The organism is Stenotrophomonas sp. STK17_22, assembly GCF_051983905.1.
GTDB classification, from domain to species: domain Bacteria; phylum Pseudomonadota; class Gammaproteobacteria; order Xanthomonadales; family Xanthomonadaceae; genus Stenotrophomonas; species Stenotrophomonas maltophilia_A.
The window spans coordinates 3725133-3750867 of sequence record NZ_CP197010.1; the positions used below are offsets into that span (position 1 = coordinate 3725133).

Below are 25735 nucleotides of genomic sequence, written 5' to 3' on the forward strand. Positions count from 1 at the left end.
GCATCAACGTGTGGCTCAGGCCACTTCGTCGTCGCTGGACGGCGGCTGGTCGCCGACGGTCCACAGGCGCTCGAGGGCGTAGAACTCACGCACGCGCGGCAGCATCACATGGACGATCACGTCGCCCAGATCGACCAGCACCCACTCGGCTTCGCGCTCGCCTTCCACGCCCAGCGGCATCACGTCGATGTTCTTAGCGAAGCGCACGACTTCGTCGGCAATCGACTTGACGTGGCGGGTCGAGGTGCCCGAAACGACGATCATGTAGTCGGCAACGCTGGACCGGCCGCGCACGTCGATCTCGACCAGGTCCTTGGCCTTCAGGTCTTCGGTGGCTTGGCGGACGCTGGCCAGCAGTTCCGGCACGGACGGCGGCGGGCTGGGCAGATCGACCTTGATGGTCTGGGGCTGGGTCTGGTTGCTCAAAGTGGATCGACTCGATAAACGTGGGGGCGATTATACGGGGATGGCGCCGCTGCGCCATTCACGGCCTGGCCGGGCGGTACAGCCCGTGTGCAGCCACATAGTCCGCCACGCCGGGTGGCAGCAGGGCGCGCCAGGGGCCGCCGGCGGCGATCTGCGAGCGCACCGCGCTGGCCGATTCCTCGCGCAGCGGGTGGTGCAGGCGCAGGATGCGCCCGGCCGGGCTGGCGAACAGGGCCTGCTCGGTGTCGGCCCAACGCCCTTCCAGCGCCCGGCCCAGCTCGCCATCCACCGCGGCCTGCAACGGACTACCCGGGCGCTCCGCCACCACGAAATGAGCCAGCCCGAACAACGCCTCCCATTCGTGCCAGCGGGACAGGCCAAGCAGGCTGTCGGCGCCGACCAGCCAGGCCAGCGGCCGGCTCGGCCCCAGCTCGCCGCGCAGCTCGCGCAGGGTGTCCACGGTGTAGGACGGCCGACCGGGGAAACGTGCCGCGCGATCCAGCTCGCGCCGGTCCAGCAGCAGGCCCGGTTCGTCGCCGATGGCCAGCGACAGCATGGTGCAGCGCTGCTCGGCCGTGGCGCCGGGCACGGCACGGTGCGGCGGATCGGCCGCCGGCAGCATGCGCACGGCAACCTGCAGTTCGTCACGGGCAGCCCGCGCGATCGCCAGGTGCCCGAGGTGCACCGGATCAAAGGTGCCCCCGTAGTAGATCCGCAGGCTCATTGCTCAGGCCCGCGCCAGCAGGCGCACGGCACGCGGTTCGGCCACAGCCACCAGCAGGCGCTCCAGCGCCAGCCAGGCATCGCCGTCGGCGCGCCCCTTGGCGATACGGTCGACCAGTCCCGCTTCAGCCACGAAGCGCTCCCAGCGCTTGCTTTCCGGATGCCGCTGCAGCGCGCGCTTGTACGGCGCCTGCCGCGATTCCCAGATGCCGCGCGATTTCATTTCGGCGGCCAGGTTGCCACCCCGGGCCTGCACCCGGGCCAGGCCAGCACCGGCCAGCAGCTCGCGGATCACCATCGGCATCAACGCAGCCACCGCCTCACCCTCGCCTCGCAGGCCGGCCAGCATGCGCAGCACCGCCGGCGGTTGCCCGGAGAATGTCGCCTCCACCAGCCGGAACACGTCATAGCGGGCGGCATCGGCCACCAGCGACTCCATGCGCTCCACATCCAGCGGCTGGCCATCGGCCAACAGCGCCAGCTTGTCGATTTCCTGGGCGGCAGCCAGCAGGTTGCCTTCCACCCGCTCGGCCAGGCGCTGCACGGCGGCCGGGTCCGCGCGCAGGCCCTTGCCACGCAGGCGGCGCTCGATCCAGTCCGGCAGTTCATGCGGCTTGATCGCCCACGCCACCGACAGCACGCCGATGCGGTTGACCGCTTCGGCCCACTTGCCCTGGTGCGCCTTGCTCCATTCGTTGGCGGTGATCATCAACACCACGTCCGGCGCCGGATTGGCGCAGAACTGGCTGATCACCTCGGCACCGTCCTTGCCCGGCTTGCCGCTGGGCAGGCGCACCTCGACCAGGCGACGGGCGCTGAACAGGCTGGGGGCATTGAAACTGGCGTCGAGCTGGTTCCAGTCGAAATCACGCCCATCGGCGTCGAACACTTCACGTTCGCCAATGCCCGAGGCGCGCGCACGTGCGCGGATGGCGTCGGCCGCCTCCAGCACGCGCAGGGTTTCCGGGCCGGCAATCAGGTAGACCGGCGCCAGCGCGGTATCAGCGCCCTGGCTGGCCAGCTGCTCCGGACGCAGTTCCATGCGCGCGGCTCAGTGCTTGGCTGTGGGGACCGGCTCGGCCGGTACCGCGCCTTCGATGGGCTTGTCCTTCGGCGCCGACAGGCTGCCGCCCTTCTCGATCTCGGCACGCACCACGCTGTCGATGCGGCGGATGATCGAGGCGGACATTTCCCGGCGCAGTTCATTGGCCAGGATTTCACGTTCGGTGGTGGTACCGGTGGCGTCGGTCGGCGGCGACACGTAGTCGCGCGACAGCTCGATCACCTGCTGGGGCACCAGTTCGCTGCCGTCTTCGCGACGGAAGATGAAGATCACCGCGTAGCGCAGGCTGTATTCCTGCGCACGGCCCTGCGAGTCGATGGCGATCGGCAGGTCGCCCCAGCGCTCGGACAGTACCTGCAGCTGGGCGCTGGGCTCCTTGCTGTCCTCATCGGCCAGCCTGGCGCCGGAGGCCAGCAGGCTGCGGTTGAGCAGCTTGACCAGTTCGCTGTACGGCGCAGTGGAAACCACCTTCACCGGTGCTGTGTCGGTCGGCAGCATCAGCTTGTTGCGCAGATGGAAACCGCAGCCGGCAAGGCCGAGGACAAGAACGAGGGCAAGCAGGATTCGGGTCATGGAGACAGTCTGGCGGAGCCGGGCGATCACGGCAACACACAGCGTGCCCGAAGCCGCGTGAATGCAGGGCCATCAAACGCCGGGCCCTGCACCGGAATGGTACCGGCCACCACGCGGATGGCCGGTACGGGGTACATCAGGCGGCGACGATGTTCACGATCTTGCCCGGCACGATGATGATCTTGCGCACCGTCAGGCCTTCCATGAACTTGGCCGCGTTGGGCTCGGCCAGGGCCAGTGCCTCGACCTGCTCGCGCGTGGCGTCGGCCGCCACGTCGATGGTGCCACGCAGCTTGCCGTTGACCTGCACGGCCAGGGTCAGCGCGTCGCGCACCAGCGCACCGGCATCGGCCTGCGGGAACGGCTGGTCTTCCAGCAGGGTCTCGCCATGGCCCAGCACCTGCCACAGGGCATGGCTGGCGTGCGGGGTGATCGGGTTGAGCAGCAGCACGATGGCCTGCAGCGCTTCCTGGCGCACCGCGCGCCCCTGCGCACTGCCGTCCTCGAACTTGGCCAGCGCGTTCATCAGTTCCATCACCGCGGCAATGGCGGTGTTGAAGCTGTGGCGGCGGCCATAGTCGTCACCGACCTTGCCGATGGTCTCGTGGGTCTTGCGGCGCAGTGCCTTCTGGTTGGCATCCAGTGCTGCAACATCCAGCGCTGGAGCGGCGCCATCGGCAGCATGCTTCTGCACCTGGGCCCACAGGCGGCGCAGGAAGCGGGCCATGCCATCCACACCGGCTTCATTCCACTCCAGCGACTGTTCCGGCGGCGCGGCGAACATCGAGAACAGGCGCACGGTGTCGGCGCCGTACTTGTCGACCATCGCCTGCGGGTCCACGCCGTTGTTCTTCGACTTGGACATCTTCTCGGTGCCACCGACCACCACCGGCTGGCCGTCGGCGATCAGGGTCGCGCCGGTGATGCGGCCGCGCTCGTCGCGCTGCACTTCCACATCGGCCGGGTTGATCCAGTCCTTCGAGCCATCCGGGTTCGGGCGGTAGTAGGTCTCGGCAATCACCATGCCCTGGCACAGCAGGTTGCGCGCCGGTTCGTTGCTGTCCACCATCCGCGCGTCGCGCAGCAGCTTGTGATAGAAGCGGAAATACATCAGGTGCAGGATCGCGTGCTCGATGCCACCGATGTACTGGTCGACCGGCAGCCAGTAGTTGCCGCGCTTGTCGACGGCATCACGGGCACCCGGCGAGGTGTAGCGGGCGTAGTACCAGCTCGACTCCATGAAGGTGTCGAAGGTGTCGGTCTCGCGCTCGGCCGCACCGCCACAGTCCGGGCAGGTGGTCTTGCGCCATTCCGGATCGGTCTTGATCGGCGAACCGGTACCCGAGAATGCCACGTCCTCCGGCAACACCACCGGCAGCTGTTCTTCCGGCACCGGCACCGCACCGCACTTGGCGCAGTAGATCACCGGAATCGGGCAGCCCCAGTAGCGCTGGCGGCTCACGCCCCAGTCGCGCAGGCGGTAGTTGACGCGGCGCTGGCCCTGGGCCTTGCGCTCGAATCGTTCGGCCAGGGCTTCGAAGGCACCCTGGAAATCCAGGCCATCGAACTCGGCCGAGTTGACCAGCTCGAAGGCACGGCTCTTGTCGCTGTACCAGTCCTGCCAGCGGCTGCCATCCCAGGTGCGCTCTTCTTCGGTGCGCGCATCCTTCAGCGCGATCACCTGCTTGATCGGCAGGCCGTACTTGTTGGCCACTTCGTTGTCGCGCTGGTCATGACCCGGCACAGCCATCACCGCGCCGGTGCCGTAGCCCATCAGCACGAAGTTGGCGACCCACACCGGCACCGGCTCGCCGGTGACCGGATGCAGCGCACGCAAGCCGGTGTCCATGCCGCGCTTTTCCTGGGTTTCCAGTTCGGCCTCGGACACGCCACCCTGCTTCAGGTCGGCCAGCATCGCGGCCAGTTCCGGGTTGTTCTTCGCCGCATGCAGCGCCAGCGGATGTTCGGCGGCGATCGACACGAAGGTCACGCCCATCACGGTATCCGGACGGGTGGTGAACACGCGCAGCGGATCCAGCACGCCGCCGTCAACGTCACGTACGTCGAACTGGATTTCCAGGCCCTCGGAGCGGCCGATCCAGTTGCGCTGCATGGTCTTGACCGAATCCGGCCAGCCGTCCAGCTCGTCCAGGCCGTCCAGCAGTTCCTGGGCGTAATCGGTGATGCGCAGGAACCACTGCGGGATCTCGCGCTTCTCGACCAGGGCGCCGGAGCGCCAGCCGCGGCCGTCAATCACCTGCTCGTTGGCCAGCACGGTCTGGTCGACCGGGTCCCAGTTCACCACCGCATTGCGGCGGTAGGCCAGGCCCTTGCGCATCAGGCGGGTGAACATGCGCTGCTCGTGGACGTAGTAGTCCGGGCGGCAGGTGGCGAACTCGCGCGACCAGTCAACGGCATAGCCCATGGCCTTGAACTGGCCACGCATGTGCTCGATGTTCTTGTAGGTCCAGGCCGCCGGTGCGGTCTTGTTCTTGATCGCGGCGTTTTCCGCCGGCAGGCCGAACGCGTCCCAGCCCATCGGCTGCAGCACGTTGTGGCCGGTCATGCGCTTGTAGCGGCTGATCACGTCGCCGATCGTGTAATTGCGCACGTGGCCCATGTGCAGCGCACCGGACGGGTACGGAAGCATCGACAGGCAGTAGTACTTCGGCTTGTCCGAAGTCTCGTCGACTTCGAAGGCACGGGTGGCGTCCCAGTACTGCTGGGCGGCGGATTCAACCTGCTGCGGGTCGTAGGCGTTGGTTTCAGCGCTGGTCATGGAACACGCGGATGCGGCGGCAAAGCGGTACAGCGTACCGCAGTGCGGCAAACGTCTCCAATCCCGCCCGCTGAAGGCCGGCTCCGCGAGCGCCCGAGGCCGGTCTCAGCGCGGCCGCGACAACGGCAGGGCCAGGGCCAGCCAGGCCGTCCAGCAGGCGAACGCAAGCCGTTGTGCCAGCGGCGCCGCCAACACGCCCTGCAGGGCAAACGCCGCCAGCGCGGCCAGTACGCCACAGGCGAGCGCCACTGCGCCCAGCGCGCGGCCATGCGCCTGGCGCAACTGCGACGTGCCCAGCAACAGGGTCCCGGCAACGAAACCCAGCACCCAGATCATCCAGGCGCTGGCATGCAGCTGGCTGGCCGGCCCGTGCAGGTCATCCACATCCAGCGGCAGCAGTCCCATCGCGGCGAACGCCAACCCGGCCAGCAGCAGCATCTGGCTGCCCACCCGGGGCGCCCAGCCGGCGGTTGCCGGCAGCCCACGGCGCAGGCACTCGGCCACAACCACCGCCAGCAGGCCCGGCAGCACGAAGCCCAGCAGATTGAAGGCCAGCGCATGCGGCACCCCCTGTGCTCCCAGCAGCGCCACCGGGTGGCGAGCCTGTGCGTAACCTTCCAGGCCGGCGCCGAAACCGAGCACCGCCAGCATGAACAGCAGTGCGGCGACCAGACCGGACAGGCGCAGCAACGGGGACAGGGACGACATGCAGGCTCCGGAAAGGACGGCGACAGGAAGGCGGCATTGTCAGGCATTTACTACAACCCGGGTTGAGACCGGCATCGATCGTCACCATAGAATCAGTCTCCAGACGCCAAACGATGCTTTCCCCCATGACCGAGACGACCTACGTATTCGACGCCACCACTGCGACCTTCGAGGCCGAAGTCCTGCAGAAGTCGCTGCAGACGCCGGTGCTGGTCGACTTCTGGGCCACCTGGTGCGGGCCGTGCAAGACCCTCGGGCCGATGCTGGAAAAGCTGGCAGCCGAGTACAACGGCGCCTTCGAACTGGCCAAGGTCGACGTCGACAAGGAACAGCAGATCGCTGCCGCCTTCCAGATCCGCTCGGTGCCGACCGTGTTCCTGGTCAAGGGCGGCCAGCTGGTGGACGGCTTCCCGGGGGCCATCCCGGAAGGCCAGCTGCGTGAATTCCTGGCCCAGCACGGCATCGTGCCGGCCGACATCGGCGACGCCGTCGCCGAAGACGAAGCGCCGCTGGACCCGCAGGCGCAGGTGGACGTGCTGCGCGCGCAGATCGCCGCCGAGCCGGACAAGGACGAGCTGAAGCTCGACCTGGCGCTGGCCCTGCTGCAGATCGGTGGCGTGGATGAAGCCGGTCTGCTGATCGATGGCCTGCCCGCCAACCTGGCCACCGACGACCGTGCCGTGCGTGCACGCGCCCGGCTGGCCTTCGCCTCGGCCCTGAAGGACGCCCCGGCCGCCGAAGTGCTGGACGCGCGCATCGCCGCCGATGGCAAGGACCTCAAGGCACGCCACCTGCGTGGCGTACAGCTGCTGCTCGGTGGCCACGACGAAGCCGCGCTGGCCCAGTTCCTGGAAATGCTGCGGATCGACCGCACGTTCGAGGACGGACTGCCGCGCAAGGCCCTGATCGACGCCTTCAATGTGATCTCCGACGAGGACCTGGTCGGCCAGTACCGCCGCCGGATGGCCTCCCTGCTGTTCTGAACGGGAACCCACTTCGTTCAGAATCCCTGCACTGAACGCGGGCAATAATGCGCGGGATGGCGGCCGTACGGTCGCCACGATCCGTTCGGGGGGATGAGGTCGGGGCCATGGGGTCTTGCAGCTGCGCCCCCGCATTGCCGGGATTGCAAACTGTGACCTTCGTCCGCTCGCTGTCGTTCGCCATGCGCTTCCAGGGCGCGCTGCTCTGCGCTCTTCTCTTCCTGCCGGCCATGGCCGCCGCCCAGGACTGGAACTACCGGGTCCGTCCCGGCGATACCCTGTGGGATCTGGGAGGCCTGTACCTCAAGCCCTCGGTGCGCTGGCAGCAGCTGCAACAGCACAACCGCATCGACAACCCCTACCAGCTGCCGCCGGGGCAGCTGCTGCGCTTCCCGATCAGCTGGCTGCGCATCGAACCGGCACCTGCCCGCGTGCTGTCGGTGCGCGGCAAGGTCGAACTGTCAGGTGCCGATGGCAGCGCCTCGCGCGCGATACTCGCCGGGGAACAACTTCGCATCGGTGACACCGTGCAGACCGAAGGCGACTCCAGCGTCACGCTTGAATTCGCTGACGCCTCGCGCCTGCAGCTGCGCGAGTACTCCCGGCTGCGCCTGGACCAGCTCAGCCGCTACGGCCACACCGGCATGGTCGATACCCGCCTGCGCCTGCAGCAGGGCCGCGCCAGCAATCGGGTGACACCTGCCCGTGGCCCGGCCTCGCGCTACATCATCGATGCACCTACGGCGACCAGCAGCGTGCGCGGCACCGTCTTCCGGGTCAGCGCCGGTGACACCGGCCAGGTGGCTGCCACCGAAGTACTGCAGGGCAAGGTGCAGGTCGGCAACACCCACGGCAAGCGCCTGGTCCAGCCTGGACAGGCCAGCCGCAGCAGCAGCGCCGATGCCGCACCGGACGCTGTCTCCGCCCTTCTTCCAGCGCCGCAGCTGCGTAGCGACGAGGTGCGCCTGGCGCCCCTGCCGACCCTGCTTGCCTGGGACCCCGTCGACGGCGCCGCGCGCTACCGCGTGGAAGTGGTACAGGCAGCGACGCCGGAAATCCTGCTGTTTGCCGCCACCACCGCCGACACCCGGCTGGCGATCGGTGGCCTGCCCCCCGGCCAGCTGCGCATCCTGTTGCGCGCGGTGGATGCACAGGGCGTGGAAGGCCTCGACGCCAGCGCCGATTTCGAACTCAGCGACCAGCCCCCGCCGCCGCTCACCGTGGCCCCCCTGCATGGGCAGACCGTCAACAGCGACCGCCCGCGCTTCCGTTGGAGCCAGGCGCCGGGCGCGCGCAGCAGCGTGCTGCAGATCGCTGCCGAGCCGAGCTTCGTGCAGCCACTGCAGGAACAGAGCACCCCAGGTACCGACCTGCGCCTGGCGCAGCCGCTGCCGCCCGGCGAGTACTTCTGGCGGGTGGCGTCGCGCGACGGCAACGGCCATCAGGGCCGCTACGGCCAAGCCCTGCCCCTGCAACTGAGCAATGAACCGGTGGACCCTGCCCTGCAGCCGCCTGAGGCCGCGCATGGCGAACTGACCCTGCGCTGGCAGGCCGGCAGCGAAGGCCAGCAGTACCGGGTGCAGGTGGACCGTCGTGGCGACTTCAGGGCGCCCCTGGTCGACCAGACCGTGAGCGAGCCGCAGGTCAGCTTCAAGCGGCCGTGGAGCGGCACCCTGCATGTGCGTGTGCAGTACATCGACGACGATGGTCATGCGGGTGAGTACTCACCGGCCCAGCAGATCAAGCTGCCCTGCCGCCTGTGCTACGGCGCCGGTGGTGGCGCCCTGCTGCTGTTGCTGTTGTTATGAGGCGCTCGCCGCTGCCGTGGCCGAAGCGGATCCTGCTGGCACTGCTGGCCGGGGTGCTGACGGTGATCGCCAGCCAGGGCCAGTGGCTGTGGCGACAGGACGAAGCGGCCTACGACGCCATGGTCGGCAACTGGGACTACCGCCCCGACCCCAGCGTGCTGATCGTGGCCATCGACGAGGGCAGCCTGCAGCGCATCGGCCAATGGCCCTGGCCCCGCTCGATCCATGCCCGCCTGCTCGACCGGCTGACCGATGCCGGTGCCGAGCGCGTCGCACTGGACCTGATGCTGTCCGAACCTGATCGTCGCGACAGCCGCCAGGACGATGAACTGGCCGCCGCGATACGCCGCAACGGCCGGGTGGTGCTGCCGGTACTCGCGGCACCGGCCGCCGGCGACCGCATGGCCGAGGAAATGCTGCCGATTCCGCAGATCGCGGCCAGTGCCGCAGCGATCGGCCACACCGATGTGGAAGTGGATGGCGATGGTGTCGCGCGCGGCGTGTACCTGCGTGCCGGCATCGGCCAGGCCCACTGGCCAGCACTGGGCCTGGCGCTGGCCGACCTGCCCGCGGGCGCGGTGCACGGCCTGCCCGACCCCGACCCGGAGATCGGTTCGCCCTATCAATGGCGGCGCAACGACTACGTGCGGGTGCGTTATGCCGGACCGCCCGAACGCCTGCCGCAGGTGTCCTATGCCGATGTGCTGGATGGTCACGTGGACATGGCGATGCTGCACGGCCGCCGCATCGTGGTGGGCATGACCGCCAGCGGCATCGCACCTCGGCTGCTGACCCCGACCACCCGCGAGTTCTGGATGAGCGGCAGCGAGTACCAGGCCAACATCGCTTCGATGCTGCTGCAGCACAAGCAGATCGACCTGCTGCCCCGTCTCTGGCAGCACGCCATCAGTGGCGTCCTGGTGGCACTGTGCGTGATCCTGCTCGGCCTGCGCCTGCCATGGCTCGCGGCGCTGTGCTCGCTGCCGCTTCCACCGCTGCTGAGCTGGTTGCTGTTGCGCGCCGGTGACCTGTGGTGGGCACCGGCCAGCGCCATGCTGGGCATCCTGCTGGTGCTGCTGGCCTGGGCGACCTGGCGCGTCTCGGCCTGGCACCGCCTGGCCAACCGCGATGCGCTGACCGGTCTCGGCAATCGCCTGCGTTTCGAGCAGTCGCTGCAACAGGAATGCGATGCCGCGCGACGCAGTGGCAAGTCCTTGAGCCTCGCACTGATCGACGTTGACCATTTCAAGCGCCACAACGACCGCCACGGCCATCAGGTCGGCGACCGCGTGCTGCGCGATGTTGCACGCCTGATCGGTGCGCATGCGCGACGCCCACGCGACATGGCCGCGCGCTACGGTGGCGACGAGTTCGCACTGGTGCTGCCTGATACCCCGGCCGAGGGCGCGCGCCAGGTCATCGAGGACCTGATCGCCTGCGTGCGTGCACTGCCGGCGCCCGGTGACGGCAGCGAAGCAGGCGTCACCCTCACCATCGGCGTGTTCACCCGCGTACCCGACGGCACGCTGCAACCACACCATTTCGTCGAAGGCGCCGACACCGCGTTGTACCAGGCCAAGGCCAACGGCCGCGACGGGTATGTCATCGACGGCGCATGAAGCAGGACATGCAAACCACCTGTAGAGTCGAGCTTGCTCGACTGCCTCCGCCTCATTCCAGCGGCCAGCGACACCACGCAAGCGGATAGTCTCCCAGCCGCGATGTCAGGCCCGCGCGCACGGGGTTGGCCAGTACATACAGTGACTGTTGCCGAACATCCTCCTCATTCCGGATCAGATGATCGTAGTAGCCCCGCTGCCACACCGGCAGTTCTTCATCGGAGTGCGCATTGACTGCAATGGCCACTCTGGACTTCAGTGACTGCATGCATCGCCCCAGGGTTCCTTGACGCAGCTGCATGACCCAGTGCAGATGATCGGGCATTACCACCCAGGCAAATGATCGCGTGAGTCCACGGCGGTCACTGTCACGAAGGCCGTCCATCAGGGTCGCCGCGTGTCGCGTATCTGCAAAGATGCGTCGACGACCCGCAGTGACAGTGGTGACTACGTAGAAGCATCCGATTGCGGAAAATCGACCGCGCAACAAGGCAGGGCTGGGCATGTAAACAGCATGGACCGGGGACCGAGCCGTACCCATCGGGAAAACCCTGAAATAGCTATCGGATGGCGTCGAGCGTATTCGCTGCTACCCCTGAAAGCAGTCGAGCAAGCTCGACTCTACAATTCGCCGGACCACGCCCGAATTGTGCGGACGCTCGCCCGGGGTGCAACATACGCATGCGAATGGTTAGACTGGGCGCCTCGCCCTGCGCCCCCGGACCCGCATGAACGCCCGTCTGTTCCGCTTCGGTATCAATCTCTGGCCGCCGTTCCTGTTCACCGGCATCCACGTCACCCGGGTCTCGCCGGACTACCGGCAGATCGACGTCGAACTGCGCATGCGGCCCTGGAACCGCAACTACGTCGGCACGCATTTCGGCGGCAGCCTGTTTGCGATGACCGATCCGTTCTGGATGCTTGGCCTGCTGCACATCCTCGGCCGCGACTACTACGTGTGGGACCGTGCCGGCGCCATCGATTTCCTCAAGCCCGGCAGAGGCACCGTACGTACGTCGTTCCGCATCGATGACGCACTGCTGGACGAACTGCGCGCCGAAGCCGCCGCTGGTGACAAAGTGCTGAGATGGTTCAGCAATGATGTCGTCGATGAAAGCGGCGAGGTGGTCGCCCAGGTGCGCAAGCAGGTCTACCTGCGGTTGAAGCCACACGCACGCTGAGCGCGCATCAGTCGCGTCCCGCAGCAGTCGAAGCCGATTCCTTCTGCAACGGCATCGACAGCCACGGGTTCTCTTCAGCGCTGCGCGCTGGAGAGCGACGCGGCACCTGCAGGTGGCGGCCGTCGGCCGACAGCTGCGGCGCCCGCACCGGCGAGCGGAACTGCACCGGCAGCCGCTGCAGTGCGTCCACCGGATCATCCGTCTGCTGCCGCAGCCAACGCTGCGCCCCCAGCAGCCGCACCATCGCCGCAGCATCCTGTGGCCGTGACGAATAGGCAGGATAGATCGGCGCGGCGATATCGGTCAGCACGCAGCCCATGACGTTCGACAGGCAGCCGAAGTCATGCTGCGGTGGCGCCGGCACTGGCAACGGGCGATCCGCTTCCAGCGCCGATGTGGCTGCCGCGCCACAGGCCCAGCCGAGATTGCCGGCCACGCGGGCCAGGGTGCTGCTGCGATCCAGCACCAGCACGCCGCCGAACTCCCGCGCCGATGTCTCGATCGCCGCCCGGCTCATCGCGTACTCACCCTGCATGGCACGGCACAGGCTCTGTTCCTCGGCCCGCAGCGGCTGCATGGGCTGTTCGCACTCCGCCGGCAAGGGGTGGTCGGCCGGCAGTTCGACCAGCATGTCGGCCAGCAGCTGGGCATTGGCCTGCACCAGGCTGGCACCGACGATGCTCTCGACCAGATAGCTGCTGCCGGGCAACAGCCGCCGGCCCAGTTGTAGGCCACGGCAGGCGCCTCGCAGGGCACCGTCGATATCGCCCTGCACATAGGCCAGCGCGCGCGCACTGGCGGCGTCCATCACCAGGCCATAGGTCGGCAACGGAACCAGAATGCCCTCGCCCTTCGGCGGGAACGGCGACATGAAGTAGTCCGCTTCGGCCAGCTGATCCAGCCGCGCATGCAACTGCTGGTGGCCGGCGTGGGCCTCCACGAAGCGTTGCGGGTCCGCGCGGACCTGGGCGAGGCAGCCGCTGGCGGCCGGCCCGCAACTGGCACCGGGCCGCGAGCGCAGCTCGGCATGGTTGGCCACCAGGTGTGTCTGGCCGCCGCTGCTGCCCCGCAGGTCGGCCTCCCAACGGCGCACGTCCTCGGCCAACGCCTGCTCGCGCTGGCGGGCATCCAGATCGTCGAACGGCAGCGTCCACAACAGGGCATAACCGTTGTGGCCAGTCGCCGGCAGGCGTGCTTCCAGTCGCTGCTGCGCCTGCAGCCGCGATTCGGGCACCGGCCACATGCGCGAGGCGCACCACACCACGATGGCCAGCACCAGCAGGCCTGCCAGGGTCCAGCCCAGTCCGCGCAGAATCTTCAACACAGCTTCCCTTCCATGTGCCGTTGCCGCAGTCGATTCCCCAGCGTAATCGACCGGCAGTGACCGCTACAATGCGCGCATGTCGCTCGAAGCCCCCGCCCTGGTCCCCCGCCCCTCCCTGCAGCGCCTGTTCCTGACCGGCCTGCTGACCCTGCTGCCGATCTGGCTGACCTGGGTCGTGGTCAAGTTCGTGTTCGTGCTGCTGTCGGGCATTTCCAGCCCCTTGGTGGTACCGCTGTCCGAGCAGATCGCGACAAGCTTCCCGCACTACCTCGGCTGGGTCCGCGCCGAATGGATCCAGGACACCATCGCCCTGCTGGCCACCCTGCTGGTGATCCTGGCGGTGGGCGTGGCCAGCCGCCGCGTGCTCGGCCAGCGCCTGCTGCGCTGGGTGGGCGCGGTCATCAAGCGCATTCCGCTGGCCAGCATCATCTACGACAGCGCCAAGAAGCTGCTGGACATGCTGCAGACCGAGCCGGGCAGCACCCAGCGCGTGGTGCTGATCGACTTCCCGCACCGCGACATGAAATCGGTCGGCCTGGTCACCCGCGTGATCAAGGAACACGGCACCGACCGTGAGCTGGCCGCGGTGTATGTGCCAACCACGCCGAACCCGACCTCGGGCTACCTGGAAATCGTGCCGGTGGAACTGCTGACGCCGACCGACTGGACCGTCGACCAGGCCATGAGCTTCATCATTTCCGGCGGTGCCGTGGCGCCGTCCAGCGTGCCGTTCACCCGTGCCGGCGAACGCACCGGCGAACGCACCGAATGACCCCGGCGCCGATCGAGCGCCCGCTGCAGGACCGCGCGGTCCTGCTGTTCATCGTGCTGGCCGCGTTCTTCTGCGGCAATGCGGTGCTGGCCGAGCTGATCGGGGTGAAGATCTTCGCGCTGGAAGACACCCTGGGCATCGCTCCGCTGAACTGGAACCTGTTCGGCCAGACCGGCTCGCTCAGCTTCACCGCCGGCACCCTGTTGTGGCCGGTGGTGTTCATCATGACCGACACCATCAACGAGTTCTTCGGCAAGCGCGGCGTGCGCTTCATCTCGTGGCTGGCGGTGGTGCTGATCGGCTACGGCTTCCTGTTCGCCTTCGCGGCCATTTCGCTGGCGCCGGCCAGTTGGTGGGTCACGTCGATGGATGGCCACGGCGTGCCGGACTACCAGGCGGCATTCGCAGCGGTGTTCGGCCAGGGCATGTGGACCATCGCCGGTTCGCTGGTGGCCTTCCTGCTCGGCCAGCTGATCGACGTGGCGGTGTTCCATCGCATCCGCCAGGCCACCGGCGAGCGCCACGTGTGGCTGCGTGCGACCGGGTCCACCGCGATCTCGCAGGTGGTGGACAGCTTCGTGGTGATCTGGATCGCCTTCGTGCTGGGCCCGCAACACTGGCCGACCTCGCTGTTCCTGGCGGTCAGCAGCGTCAACTACATCTACAAGATGGGCTTTGCGATCGCCCTGATTCCGTTGCTGTACCTGATGCGGCGTGCCATCACCCGCTATCTGGGTGCCGAGCGAGCCGCATCGTTGCGCGCCGCCGCTGCGGCTGACTGAAGCCCCAGCAGCAAAAAGCTGACTGCGCCTTCACGCTGGCCGTACGCGGCCGGATCGTGCAAGCTCCACGGTCTGTGTTCCACGGAAGCTCCTGATGCCGCATCCCACCCGCGCCCTGGCCGCCGCCATCGCCGCGTTGTTCCTGTTCAGCGCCGTGCCGTCGGCCGAAGCAGCGAAAAAGAAGGCCAGCCGCCCTGCCGCCGCGCAGACCCGCCAGGCCGCCAAGCCCAAGGCCCGGCCTGCCCGCGCTACCGCGCCGGCCCGTGGCAGTTCGGCGCGCCGCGCCACGCCGCGTCCGGTCGCACCGGCCCGCGCCGTACCCAAGCAGGTGCAGCTGGAGCGCCTGTATGACGAATACTGGGATGCCTCGATGCGGTTGAATCCGCTGCAGGCAACCTTCCAGGGCGAGGCCCGCTACAACGACCAGCTGCCCAACATCCTGTCCGCCGCGTGGCGCCAGCAATCGCACGACTTCACCACCGAGTGGCTGGGCAAGGTCGAGAAACTCGGCAGCGACGGCCTGCAGGGCCAGGACCTGCTCAGCTACGAGATCTTCGTGCGCGACGCGCGCGCTTCGCTGGCCGCCGAGCGCTACCCGAGCTGGATGATGCCGATCAGCCAGTACTACAACGTCGGCAGCATCATGGCGATCCTCGGCGCCGGTGCCGGCGCACAGCCGTTCAACACCGTACAGGACTACGACACCTGGTCGCGCCGTTCGCTCGGCATTCCCGAGCTGTTCGACCAGGCCATCGACAACATGCGCCAGGGCATGAAGGCCGGCGTGGTGCAGCCACGCGACCTGATGGAAAAGGTACTGCCGCAGCTGGATGCAGTGATCAAGCCGACTGCTGAAGAGAGCATCTTCTGGTCGCCGATCCGCACCATGCCCAACACCATCGCGGCCGAGGACAAGGCCCGCATCAGCGCCGAATACAAGCGCATGATCGAACTGCGCATCATGCCGGCCTATCGTGCCCTGCGCGGTTTCATCGCCACCGAATACCTGCCCGCCTCGCGCACCAGCAGTGGCCTGGGCGCACTGCCCGATGGCCAGGCCTGGTACGCCAACCTGATCGTGCAGACCACGGCCAGCGACCAGACCGCCGCGCAGCTGCACGCGCTGGGCGAACAGCGCGTGCAGGAACTGCAGGCGCAGATCGCCACGGTGATGAAGGACGCCAAGCTGCGCGGCACGCCGGCCAAGCTGCTGCGCAGCATGCGTAACGACCGCCAGTTCCAGTACGGCGACGCCAATGCGTTGATCAACCGCTATCGCCAGGTGCAGCAGCAGGTCAACGCACGCCTGCCGCAGGTGCTCGATACCCTGCCCAAGTCCACGCTGGACGTGCGCGCGGTGGAACCGGAGCGTGCACTGACCGCCGCAGCAGCGGCCTACCAGCCGTCTGCGGCCGGGCAACCGGGCGTGCTGTACGTGAACACCCGCGACCTGCCCAGCCGCAAGCGCTGGAATGTGCCGGTGCAGTACCTGCATGAAGCGATCCCCGGCCACCACGTGCAACTGGGCCTGCAGCAGGAGCTGGCCAAGCTGCCGCGCTTCCGCCGCCTGGGTGGCGATCTCGCCTTCGTCGAAGGCTGGGGCCTGTATGCCGAAACACTGGGTGAGAACCTGGGCATCTATACCGATCCCTACGATCGCATCGGCTACCTGTATTCGCGCCTGCTGCGCGCTGCCCGCGTGGTGGCCGACACCGGCGTGAACGCCCAGGGCTGGAGCAAGCAGCAGGCCGTGGCCTACCTGCAGAAGACCGTGGACATGAGCAGCGATGACGCCAACGCCGAAGTCGAGCGGATCATGGCCCAGCCCGGCCAGGCGCTGTCCAACGTGGCCGGCCTGACCACCATTGTCGCCCTGCGCGACAAGGCCAAGGCACGCCAGGGTGCCGCCTTCGACCTGCGCCGATTCCACGCCGAACTGCTGAAGGATGGCTCGATGCCGCTGGACGTGCTGGACCGCAAGATGGAGCGCTGGATGGCCCAGCCGGCCAGCGCCACGCCCGCGCCTTCACCCTGACCCCTCCGGAGCCGCCATGCGCCCTGCCGTCGCCCTGTTCGCCGTCGTGCTGGGCCTGCTGCCGCTGATGGGCGCTGCCGCACCGGTGCTGACCCCACCGGATGCGGGCATCGACGGCCTGATGCAGGCCTACGACGGCCAGGTGCCCGGCGCCGCTGTGCTGGTGCTGCATGACGGGCAACCGGTGTTCCGCCGCGGCTACGGCCTGGCGGTGCTGGAGGACGGCACCACGATCACCGCAGCCAGCAACTTCCGGCTGGCCTCGGTCAGCAAGCAGTTCACCGCTGCGGCGGTACTGCTGCTGGTGGAGGATGGCCGGCTTGGGCTCGACCAGCCGGCCCGGCAGTGGCTGCCCGAGTTGCCGCCGGCTGCAGCGGCCATCACGATCCGCCAACTGCTCTCGCACACCGGTGGCCTGCTCGACTACGAAGACCTGATGGACCCGGCTGACCCTCGGCAGGTGCATGACGCCGACGTGCTGACCCTGCTGTCGCACGAGGACCGCCTGAATTTCGCACCCGGCACGCAGTATCGCTACAGCAACAGCGGCTATGCACTGCTGGCAATGATCGTCGGCCGCGCCGCCGGCCAGGATTTCGCGAGCTTTCTGCAGCAGCGCATCTTCCGCCCGCTGGGCATGGCGCATACCGTGGCCCACCAGGACGGCGAGGACACGGTCGCTGCACGCGCCTATGGCTACAGCTGGATCGATGGCCGTTGGCAACGCACCGACCAGAGCACCACCAGCGCCGTGCTCGGCGATGGCGGCATCTATTCCTCGCTGGACGACCTGGCCCGCTGGGATGCGGCGCTGTATGACGACCGCCTGCTGTCGAAAGCCTCGCGCCGCGCGATGTTCAGCCCGGCCACCGCAACACCCGAACCGGACGTGCCGCACTACGGCTTCGGCTGGCGCCTGAATGGCCCGGTGCAATGGCACAGCGGCGAGAGCATCGGCTTCCGCAACGTGATCGTGCGCCACCCGGAGAAGCACCTGACCGTGATCGTGCTGACCAACCGCAACGACCCCGAACCCTATCCGCTGGCGCTGAAGATCGCCCAGCGCTGGCTGGACACCCTGCAATGACCCGCGATGCCGACGCCCTGCTGGGCATCCACCACGCCGCACTGATCTGCAGCGACTACGCACGCTCGAAGGACTTCTACGTGCGCATCCTCGGCCTGCGCGTGCTGGCCGAGAACCACCGCAGCGCGCGCGACTCCTGGAAGCTGGACCTGGCCCTGCCCGACGGTGGCCAGCTGGAACTGTTCTCCTTCCCCTCGCCGCCGCCCCGTCCCAGCCGCCCGGAAGCCCAGGGCCTGCGCCACCTCGCGTTCCGCGTCGCCCGGCTGGAACCCTTCATCCAGCGCCTGGCCGCGCATGGCGTGGTGTGCGAACCGATCCGCGTGGATGAATACACCGGCCGCCGCTTCACCTTCTTCGCCGACCCCGACGACCTGCCGCTGGAGCTGTACGAAGTCGGTTGAGCGTTCTTCAATCGAGATTCATCCACGCATGGCGTGGATCTACCGTGTCGACCAAGGTCGACACCTACCAACAGCCGCAGAAATCTGTCAGAGGCGGGGGCGCAGCCCTGCAAAGCCCCCCTTCCCCATACCTCGCCGAATGGGTATACAGTCGACCCATACCGGCAGCGTGCCGGAATGAACCCTGGGAGGGGACCATGCGCAAGACCTTCAAGACCCTGCTGCTGGCACTGCCGCTGTGCCTGGCCGCCCTGTCGGCACAGGCCGCCGACGGCGCCGCCGGCCGCTGGAAGACCATCGACGACAAAACCGGCAAGGTGAAGTCGATCGTCGAGATCAGCCAGGCCGCCAACGGCACGCTGACCGGCAAGGTGGTCGACATCCTGCACTCGGACAAGGGCCCGAACCCGGTCTGCGACGGCTGTGAAGGCGCCAACAAGAACAAGCCGGTGAAGGGCATGACCATTCTCTGGAACCTGAAGGCCGACGGCGCCAACAAGTGGTCCGGCGGCACCATCCTCGACCCGGCCAACGGCAAGACCTACAAGTCGAAGATGGAACTGCAGCCCGGCGGCACCAAGCTGGACGTGTCCGGCTGCATTGCCTTCATCTGCCGCGCGCAGACCTGGCAGCGCGAATAAGCCCCCAGGCCCCGCTTCATCCCCGTGACCCGGCTTCGGCCGGGTCACCTCGTTGCGGGCATGCGATACTCTGCGGTTCCCCTCGGCTTCACCCCGCGACCATGACCCGTACCGCGCTCGTCACCACCGCCCTGCCCTACGCCAACGGCCCGCTGCACCTGGGCCACCTGGTCGGCTACATCCAGGCCGACATCTGGGTGCGTGCGCGGCGAATGAGTGGCGGCAAGGCCTGGTTCGTCTGCGCCGACGATACCCATGGCACGCCGATCATGCTGGCCGCGGAAAAGGCCGGGGTCACCCCGGAAACCTTCATCGCCAACATCCAGGCCAGCCACGAACGTGACTTCGCCGCCTTCGGCGTGGCCTTCGATCACTACGACTCGACCAATTCGGCGGCCAACCAGGCGCTGACCGAGCAGTTCTACCTGAAGCTGGAAGCGGCCGGCCACATCAGCCGCCGCTCGGTGGCGCAGTTCTACGACCCGGCCAAGGGCATGTTCCTGCCCGACCGCTACGTCAAGGGCATCTGCCCGAACTGCGGCAGCCCCGACCAGTACGGCGACAACTGCGAAGTCTGCGGCGCCACCTATGCGCCGACCGACCTGAAGGAGCCGCGTTCGGTCATCTCCGGTGCCACGCCGGAAATGCGCGATTCGGAGCACTTCTTCTTCGAGGTGGGCCACTTCGATGCATTCCTGCGCGAATGGCTGGCCGGCGATGTCGCCCTGCCGGGCGTGAAGGCCAAGCTGGGTGAGTGGCTCAATGCCGAAGGTGGCCTGCGCGCGTGGGACATCTCGCGCGACGCACCGTACTTCGGTTTCCAGATTCCGGGCCAGCCGGGCAAGTACTTCTACGTCTGGCTGGATGCGCCGATCGGCTACCTGTCCAGCTTCCAGACCCTATGCGGCAAGCTCGGCGAAGACTTCGAAGCGCATCTGCGCGCCGGCACCGCCACCGAGCTGCACCACTTCATCGGCAAGGACATCGTCAACTTCCACGGCCTGTTCTGGCCGGCGGTGCTGCATGGCACCAGCCACCGCGCGCCAACCCGCCTGCACGTCAACGGCTACCTGACCGTAGACGGCGCCAAGATGAGCAAATCGCGCGGCACCTTCGTGATGGCGCGTACCTTCCTCGACGCCGGCCTGGAGCCGGAAGCGCTGCGCTACTACTACGCCGCCAAGTCCGGCGGTGGCGTCGACGATCTCGACCTGAACCTGGGTGACTTCATCGCCCGCGTCAACGCCGACCTGGTCGGCAAGTTCGTCAACCTGGCCAGCCGCTGCGCCGGCTTCATCAGCAAGCGTTTCGACGGCCAGCTGGCCGCACAGCTGCCCGATGCGGCGCAGTACCAGCGCTTCGTCGACGGCTTGGCGCCGATCCGTGAAGCCTACGAGCGCAACGATCCGGCCGCGGCGATCCGCCTGACCATGACCCTGGCCGATGAAGCCAACCGCTACATCGACGACGTCAAGCCGTGGGTGATCGCCAAGCAGGAAGGCGCCGACGCGCAGCTGCAGGCGGTGTGCAGCCAGGGCCTGAACCTGTTCCGCGTGCTGGTCACCGCACTGAAGCCGGTGCTGCCGGCCACCGCCGCACAGGCCGAAGCCTTCCTGGCCGCACCGGTGAACGACTGGACCGAACTGGCGCAGCCGCTGCTGAGCCATCGCATCACCGATTACACCCCGCTGTTCACCCGTATCGACCCGAAGAAGATTGACGCCATGATCGACGCCTCCAAGGACACCCTGCAGCCGGCCGCCGCTGCCGCCCCCGCCGCCAAGACCGACGCCGCCAAGCCGGCCGCACCGGCACCGGCACCGGCCAAGGACGAAGCCAAGGGTGCCGATGCTCCGGCCTACATCGGCATCGACGATTTCGCCAAGCTCGACCTGCGCATCGGCAAGGTGCTGGTCTGCGAGTTCGTGGAAGGCTCGGACAAGCTGCTGCGCTTCGAACTGGATGCCGGCGAGCTGGGCAAGCGCCAGATCTTCTCCGGCATCCGCGCCAGCTACGGCGAGCCGGAGAAGCTGGTCGGCCGCAGTGTGGTGTTCATCGCCAACCTGGCCCCGCGCAAGATGCGTTTCGGCCTGAGCGAAGGCATGATCCTGTCGGCCGGTTTCGACGGCGGCGCGCTGGCGCTGCTGGACGCCGACAGCGGCGCGCAGCCGGGCATGCCAGTCCGCTGATGCCCGCAGCGGGCGTGGTTGCGGCCACGCCCGCCGGCAGCACCGGCCTCGGGGCAACGCGATGGGAGGCAACGGAATGGAACTGGCGCTGTTCGACTTCGACCACACCGTAACCACCTGCGATACCTATGGCCGATTCCTGCGCCGCGTGGCCACGGCCGAACAGCTGGCACAGGCGTGGTGGAAAGTCGGCCCGTGGCTGGCCGCATACAAGCTGAAACTGATCTCGGCCGAGCGCATCCGCGCGCGCGTCACCCGTTTGACCTTCAGCGACCGCCACAGCGATGACATCGCCACGCTGGCCGCCGGCTTCTCGCGTGAGTTCCTGCCCGACGTGGTGCGCCCGGAAATGCTGGAGCAGATCCGCTGGCACAAGGAACAGCAGCACACCGTGGTGATCGTGTCCGGCTCGCTGGACCTGTATCTGCGGCCGTGGTGCGAACAACTGGGCCTGCAGTTGATCTGCAACCGGCTGGAGAGCCAGGACGGCCGTCTCACAGGTCGCTATGCCGGTGGTGACTGTGGCCCGCGCAAGGTCGAGCACATCCGTCGCCAGTTCGATCTGTCACGCTACGTGCGCATCCATGCCTACGGTGACAGTTCCGAAGACAAGCCGATGCTGGCGCTGGCCCACGAGCGCTGGTTCCGTGGCAAGCCCTTGAAGTAACCCCAACGCGCAGCCTTCGCCACGCATGAGCCTGATTCCTCCCCTGACCGAACGCCTCGACCGCCTGCTGCCGCAGACCCAATGCGGGCAATGCGGCTACGACGGCTGCCGCCCGTACGCGCAGGCCATGGCGCGCGGCGAGGCAGGCGTGGACCGCTGCCCGCCGGGCGGCGACGCTGGCGCGCGCGCACTGGCGCAGGTACTGGACGTACCCGCCATTCCGTTTGATCGTTCGCGCGGCGAGCACAAGGCGCCGCAGGTGGCATTGATCGTGGAAGCCGACTGCATCGGCTGCACCAAGTGCATCCAGGCCTGCCCGGTGGATGCCATCGTCGGTGGCGCCAAGTACATGCACACGGTCATTGCCGATCTGTGCACCGGTTGCGAGCTGTGCATTCCACCGTGCCCGGTGGACTGCATCGAGCTGGTGCCAACGTAGCCACCAGACCAACCGGCAGTGGAGCGGCGGGGTAGAGTCGACTGTTTGTCGACTGCTCTTCGTTCCGGCGGCGCAAAACCCCGCGCTGCGCGCGATAGTCGACTAACCGTCGACTCTACCCTCCGCTGGTGGGACCTGACCTTGCCTGCCGTTACGGTACCGCCGCCGTCACTACGATCTCGACCTTCCAGTCAGCGTGGGCCAGCTTGGCCTCGACCGTGGCACGCGCCGGGGTCGCACCCTCGACCACCCACTCATCCCACGCCTTGTTCATGCCGTCGAAGTCGGCCATGTCGGCCAGGAACACCTCGGCGCGCAGCACGTGCTGGCGGTCACTGGCGACCAACGCCAGCAGCTTGTCGATTTCTGCCAGCACCTGCCGGGTCTGGCCGGTGATGTCCTGGCTGGTGTCTTCCGGAATCTGGCCGGAGAGATAGGCGACCTTGTTGTATACGGTCATTTCGGACATGCGCGGTCCGACGTCGTAACGCTCCATCATGGGCGTGGCTCCTGCGGTTGATCAGGCCTGCATTGTCCTCCAAACCGGTCGACGGTGGGTGCACGGGCATCCTCCGCGACACGTCACTACCAGACTCGGACGGTCCCACTGGTCAAATGACGATGACAGGCGCACGATGCGCCACGCCCGCGTTGACACCGCCCTCGCCCCTCCTGCCGCACCCTTGCGCCGATGACCGCCCCCGTCGACTCCACCACCGCCTCTTCCACGCCAACCTGGAAGCGGGTTGCCACCATCGTCATCCCCCTGCTGATCCTCGCCCTGGCCCTGCACGGCCTGGCCAACGAGTTCGACGAGCACGGCTATCGCGCCATCCGCCAAGCGTTCCGGCAGCTCAGCGGCACGCAGATCGCGCTCACCGTGGTACTCGGCCTGGCCAGTTACGCCTGCCTGATCGGTTTCGATGCCATCGGCCTGCGTCGCAGCGGCATCCGCGTGCACCCCGCGCGCGTCGGCATCACTGCATTCCTTGCGCACACGCTGGGCCAGACCGTGGGTTTTGCCGCGTTGACCGGCGGCGCGGTGCGCCTGCGTGGCTACCGCAGCGCCGGCCTGGACCTGGCGCAGATCGGCCAGGTGGTGCTGATGAGCACGCTCGGCTTCGTGTTCGGTGCATGGCTGCTGATCAGTGTGGCGCTGTGCATGGAAGCGGCTGCCGCAGCCTTGGCGCTGCCGCTGGATCCCAATGCGGTACGTATCGTCGGCATCGTCGCGTTGCTCGCCTACCTCGCCACGGTGCTGCTGGTCGGCCGCGAAGGACGGCAGTTCCGTGTGTTCGGTCATGCCTTGTGGCTGCCCGACCGCCGCACCATGATCGGCGTCACCGTGCTCAGCGTGATCGAGCTGGTGCTGGCCAGTGCCGCGTTCTACGTGCTGCTGCCGGACTCCACGCCGACCGGCCTGCCGGGCTTCGTCGGCCTGTACCTGGTGGCAGTGCTGGCCGGCCTGGTCTCCACCGTGCCGGCCGGCCTGGGCGTGTTCGAATGGAGCCTGCTGAAGCTGTTGCCGCAGGTGGCGCCGGCGGCGGTACTGGCGGCGGCGCTGATCTACCGCGTTACCTACTACGTGCTGCCGCTGGTGCTGGCCACCCTGCTCGCCCTTGCGCCCGCCCTGCGTCAGCCGCTGCAGGCCAGCGCCGGCGCAACGCGTGCCGGCTGGAACGCGCTGCGCCCGTGGCTGCCGCAGATCATCGCGCTGGCGGTGTTCAGCATCGGCGCCGCGCTGGTCATCGACGGCACGCTGCCGACGCCTCGCCGTCACCTGGTCAATGCCTCGCTGCCGATCCTGGAAACATCCCATCTGATCGGCAGCCTCAGCGGCGTTGCACTGCTGCTGATCGGCCAGGGCCTGGCCCGGCGCAGCCATGCGGCGTGGATGCTGGCGATGGCAGTGTGCGTGATCACCCCGCTGCCACTGTGGCTGCGTGGTGGCCAGCTGTTGATCGCGGTCTCGGCAGTGCTGGTGGCGATGGCACTTTGGGCCGCACGCCGCGAGTTCTACCGCCAGGGTGCCCTGCTGGACGAAGCCTGGTCGTGGCCGTGGCTGCGCAATCTCGGCCTGGTGCTGGTTGCGGTCACCTGGCTGCTGTTCTTCACTTACAGCCACGTCGAGTACCAGAACGAGCTGTGGTGGCAGTTCGCGGTGTCGGGCAATGCACCGCGCGCACTGCGTGCGTTGCTGGTGGTCGCCATCGCGCTGGTGATGTTCGGCCTGGCGCGGCTGCTGCACAGCACGCGCAGCCCGCTGCAACCCGCCGACGAAGCCACGCTGCAGTCGCTGGCGCCGGTATTGGCCGGTGCCACCGATACCCAGGCCTGCCTGGTACTGACCGCCGACAAGGCGGTGCTGCGCGATGACGCGAAACAGGGCTTCGTGATGATGCAGCGCTACGGCGGTTCGCTGATCGCGATGGGCGATCCGGTCGGCCCGCCTGACGTGGCGCGCGCGTTGATCTGGCGCTTCCGCGAGGAAGCCGACCGGCTGGGCCTGCGCCCGGTGTTCTACCAAGTGGGCGAGACCTACTGGCAGACCTACCTCGACCTGGGCCTGGGCCTGGTCAAGCTGGGCGAGGAAGCGATGGTGCCGCTGCATGACTTCGGCCTGGAAGGCCGCGAACGCGCCGATCTGCGCCAAGCCTGGAACCGGGGCAAGCGCGGTGGCCTGACCTTCCGCGTGGCACCGGTGGAGGAAATTCCCAGCCTGCTGCCGCGCCTGCACGCAATTTCCAACGCATGGCTGGAAGACAAGGCCGGCGATGAGAAGGGCTTCTCGCTGGGCAGCTACGACCCGGATTACCTGGTGCGCTTCCCGGTGGCGCTGGTTGAGGCCGAGGGCCAGATCGTGGCGTTCGCCAACCTGTGGCAGGCACCGGCCGGCGCCGAGCTGTCGGTCGACCTGATGCGCCACGTCAACGAAGCACCGAAGGGCACGATGGACTTCCTCTTCATCGAACTGTTCCTGTGGGGCCGCGCGCAGGGCTATGCGCGTTTCTCGCTTGGCATGGCACCGTTGTCCGGGCTGGCACAGCATCGGCTGGCCGGTCGCTGGAACCGACTGGCCGGACTGCTGGCGCGGCACGGCGAACGCTTCTATGGATTCAGTGGCCTGCGCCGCTTCAAATCGAAGTTCGATCCGCAGTGGCGGCCGCGCTATCTCGCCGCGCCCGGCGGCATGCATCTGCCGGCCGCGCTGCTGGATGCCACGCGCCTGATCTCGCTGGATCCGCGGCGGAATTGAAGCCGCGATCCGCCGGGCATGACCCGGCGCTACCTGCCACCCGGTAGGTGTCGACCTTGGTGGACACGCTCATTCCACGGCACCTTCAGCCCCAGCGCCGACCAAGGTCGGCGTCTACCAGCAGCCGTCGAGCGTGGCTCGACGCTACATGCGCCCGGTAGGTGTCGACCTTGGTCGACACGCTCATCCCGCGGTGCCTTCAGCCCCGGCGCCGACCAAGGTCGGCGTCTACCTACAGCCGTCGGGCGTGGCTCGACGCTACATGCGCCTGGTAGGTGT

23 protein-coding genes are annotated in these 25735 nt (G+C 67.8%); 14 read left to right on the plus strand and 9 right to left on the minus strand.

Annotated features, from left to right (window positions below):
• Nucleotides 1-15: 15 nt before the first annotated feature.
• From rsfS to ACSYS9_RS17490, 6 genes are all read right to left on the minus strand, one after another.
• A complete protein-coding gene (gene rsfS, locus ACSYS9_RS17465; RefSeq protein ID WP_005418109.1) occupies nt 16-426 on the minus strand; it encodes a ribosome silencing factor in 411 nt (136 codons plus the stop codon).
• A gap of 58 nt (nt 427-484) precedes the next feature.
• Nucleotides 485-1150, minus strand: a complete 666-nt coding sequence (gene nadD / locus ACSYS9_RS17470) for a nicotinate-nucleotide adenylyltransferase (protein ID WP_071228712.1) — start codon at nt 1148-1150, stop codon at nt 485-487.
• Nucleotides 1151-1153: 3 nt separating this feature from the next.
• Nucleotides 1154-2191 (minus strand): DNA polymerase III subunit delta, encoded by a 1038-nt coding sequence (gene holA / locus ACSYS9_RS17475; protein ID WP_032128985.1) that lies wholly within the window; start codon nt 2189-2191, stop codon nt 1154-1156.
• A gap of 9 nt (nt 2192-2200) precedes the next feature.
• Entirely contained in the window at nt 2201-2785 is a 585-nt protein-coding gene (locus ACSYS9_RS17480) for an LPS-assembly lipoprotein LptE (protein WP_071228711.1), read from the minus strand.
• A gap of 136 nt (nt 2786-2921) precedes the next feature.
• Nucleotides 2922-5564, minus strand: a complete 2643-nt coding sequence (gene leuS / locus ACSYS9_RS17485; RefSeq protein WP_071228710.1) for a leucine--tRNA ligase — start codon at nt 5562-5564, stop codon at nt 2922-2924.
• A gap of 105 nt (nt 5565-5669) precedes the next feature.
• On the minus strand, nt 5670-6272 hold the full coding sequence (locus ACSYS9_RS17490) for a DUF998 domain-containing protein (protein ID WP_071228709.1): 603 nt from the start codon (nt 6270-6272) through the stop codon (nt 5670-5672).
• Nucleotides 6273-6397: 125 nt separating this feature from the next.
• Between ACSYS9_RS17490 and trxA the strand changes: the two genes are divergently transcribed.
• The 3 genes from trxA (at nt 6398) to ACSYS9_RS17505 (ending at nt 10682) form a co-directional block, all read left to right on the plus strand.
• Nucleotides 6398-7255: a thioredoxin gene (trxA, locus tag ACSYS9_RS17495; RefSeq protein WP_049463215.1), complete on the plus strand. Its 858-nt coding sequence runs from the start codon at nt 6398-6400 to the stop codon at nt 7253-7255.
• Between the two features lie 107 nt (nt 7256-7362).
• The gene (locus ACSYS9_RS17500) at nt 7363-9063 is read left to right on the plus strand and encodes a FecR family protein (protein ID WP_071228708.1); all 1701 of its coding nucleotides are present in this window, start codon (nt 7363-7365) and stop codon (nt 9061-9063) included.
• Nucleotides 9060-10682, plus strand: coding sequence for a CHASE2 domain-containing protein (locus ACSYS9_RS17505; RefSeq protein WP_049398692.1), 1623 nt, complete (start codon nt 9060-9062; stop codon nt 10680-10682). The genes ACSYS9_RS17500 and ACSYS9_RS17505 overlap by 4 nt, the downstream gene beginning before the upstream one ends.
• Before the next feature lie 52 nt (nt 10683-10734).
• Here the strand turns inward: ACSYS9_RS17505 and ACSYS9_RS17510 are convergent, their stop codons facing one another.
• Entirely contained in the window at nt 10735-11187 is a 453-nt protein-coding gene (locus ACSYS9_RS17510; protein ID WP_071228707.1) for an REP-associated tyrosine transposase, read from the minus strand.
• Nucleotides 11188-11410: 223 nt separating this feature from the next.
• On the opposite strand from ACSYS9_RS17510, the gene ACSYS9_RS17515 reads away from it, so the two are divergent.
• Nucleotides 11411-11863 carry a DUF4442 domain-containing protein gene (locus ACSYS9_RS17515; RefSeq protein ID WP_032128978.1) on the plus strand — a complete coding sequence of 151 codons (453 nt, stop codon included), beginning with the start codon at nt 11411-11413 and terminating at the stop codon, nt 11861-11863.
• A gap of 7 nt (nt 11864-11870) precedes the next feature.
• Here the strand turns inward: ACSYS9_RS17515 and ACSYS9_RS17520 are convergent, their stop codons facing one another.
• Complete coding sequence (locus ACSYS9_RS17520; protein ID WP_071228706.1) at nt 11871-13187, minus strand: hypothetical protein; 1317 nt, start codon at nt 13185-13187, stop codon at nt 11871-11873.
• A 76-nt stretch (nt 13188-13263) separates the two neighbouring features.
• Here ACSYS9_RS17520 and ACSYS9_RS17525 point away from each other — a divergent pair, with 76 nt between their 5' ends.
• From ACSYS9_RS17525 to rnfB, 9 genes are all read left to right on the plus strand, one after another.
• Complete coding sequence (locus tag ACSYS9_RS17525; protein WP_005414135.1) at nt 13264-13959, plus strand: DUF502 domain-containing protein; 696 nt, start codon at nt 13264-13266, stop codon at nt 13957-13959.
• The gene (locus tag ACSYS9_RS17530) at nt 13956-14741 is read left to right on the plus strand and encodes a queuosine precursor transporter (RefSeq protein ID WP_049437362.1); all 786 of its coding nucleotides are present in this window, start codon (nt 13956-13958) and stop codon (nt 14739-14741) included. The genes ACSYS9_RS17525 and ACSYS9_RS17530 overlap by 4 nt, the downstream gene beginning before the upstream one ends.
• 94 nt (nt 14742-14835) lie before the next feature.
• Nucleotides 14836-16776, plus strand: coding sequence for a DUF885 domain-containing protein (locus ACSYS9_RS17535; RefSeq protein WP_071228705.1), 1941 nt, complete (start codon nt 14836-14838; stop codon nt 16774-16776).
• A gap of 16 nt (nt 16777-16792) precedes the next feature.
• The gene (locus tag ACSYS9_RS17540; protein ID WP_071228704.1) at nt 16793-17863 is read left to right on the plus strand and encodes a serine hydrolase domain-containing protein; all 1071 of its coding nucleotides are present in this window, start codon (nt 16793-16795) and stop codon (nt 17861-17863) included.
• A complete protein-coding gene (gene gloA2 / locus ACSYS9_RS17545; RefSeq protein ID WP_071228703.1) occupies nt 17860-18264 on the plus strand; it encodes an SMU1112c/YaeR family gloxylase I-like metalloprotein in 405 nt (134 codons plus the stop codon). Before ACSYS9_RS17540 ends, gloA2 begins: the two co-directional genes overlap by 4 nt.
• Nucleotides 18265-18461: 197 nt before the next feature.
• Nucleotides 18462-18905 carry a DUF2147 domain-containing protein gene (locus ACSYS9_RS17550; protein WP_071228702.1) on the plus strand — a complete coding sequence of 148 codons (444 nt, stop codon included), beginning with the start codon at nt 18462-18464 and terminating at the stop codon, nt 18903-18905.
• A gap of 101 nt (nt 18906-19006) precedes the next feature.
• Nucleotides 19007-21094, plus strand: a complete 2088-nt coding sequence (metG, locus tag ACSYS9_RS17555) for a methionine--tRNA ligase (RefSeq protein WP_071228701.1) — start codon at nt 19007-19009, stop codon at nt 21092-21094.
• A 76-nt stretch (nt 21095-21170) separates the two neighbouring features.
• Nucleotides 21171-21761 carry an HAD family hydrolase gene (locus tag ACSYS9_RS17560; RefSeq protein ID WP_049463206.1) on the plus strand — a complete coding sequence of 197 codons (591 nt, stop codon included), beginning with the start codon at nt 21171-21173 and terminating at the stop codon, nt 21759-21761.
• 25 nt (nt 21762-21786) lie between these two features.
• A complete protein-coding gene (gene rnfB, locus ACSYS9_RS17565) occupies nt 21787-22200 on the plus strand; it encodes an Rnf electron transport complex subunit RnfB (protein ID WP_080291848.1) in 414 nt (137 codons plus the stop codon).
• Nucleotides 22201-22351: 151 nt separating this feature from the next.
• Here the strand turns inward: rnfB and ACSYS9_RS17570 are convergent, their stop codons facing one another.
• Nucleotides 22352-22699 (minus strand): RidA family protein, encoded by a 348-nt coding sequence (locus ACSYS9_RS17570; RefSeq protein WP_005410556.1) that lies wholly within the window; start codon nt 22697-22699, stop codon nt 22352-22354.
• A gap of 192 nt (nt 22700-22891) precedes the next feature.
• Here ACSYS9_RS17570 and mprF point away from each other — a divergent pair, with 192 nt between their 5' ends.
• Nucleotides 22892-25456 (plus strand): bifunctional lysylphosphatidylglycerol flippase/synthetase MprF, encoded by a 2565-nt coding sequence (mprF, locus tag ACSYS9_RS17575; RefSeq protein WP_071228700.1) that lies wholly within the window; start codon nt 22892-22894, stop codon nt 25454-25456.
• The last annotated feature ends 279 nt before the right edge of the window (nt 25457-25735 follow it).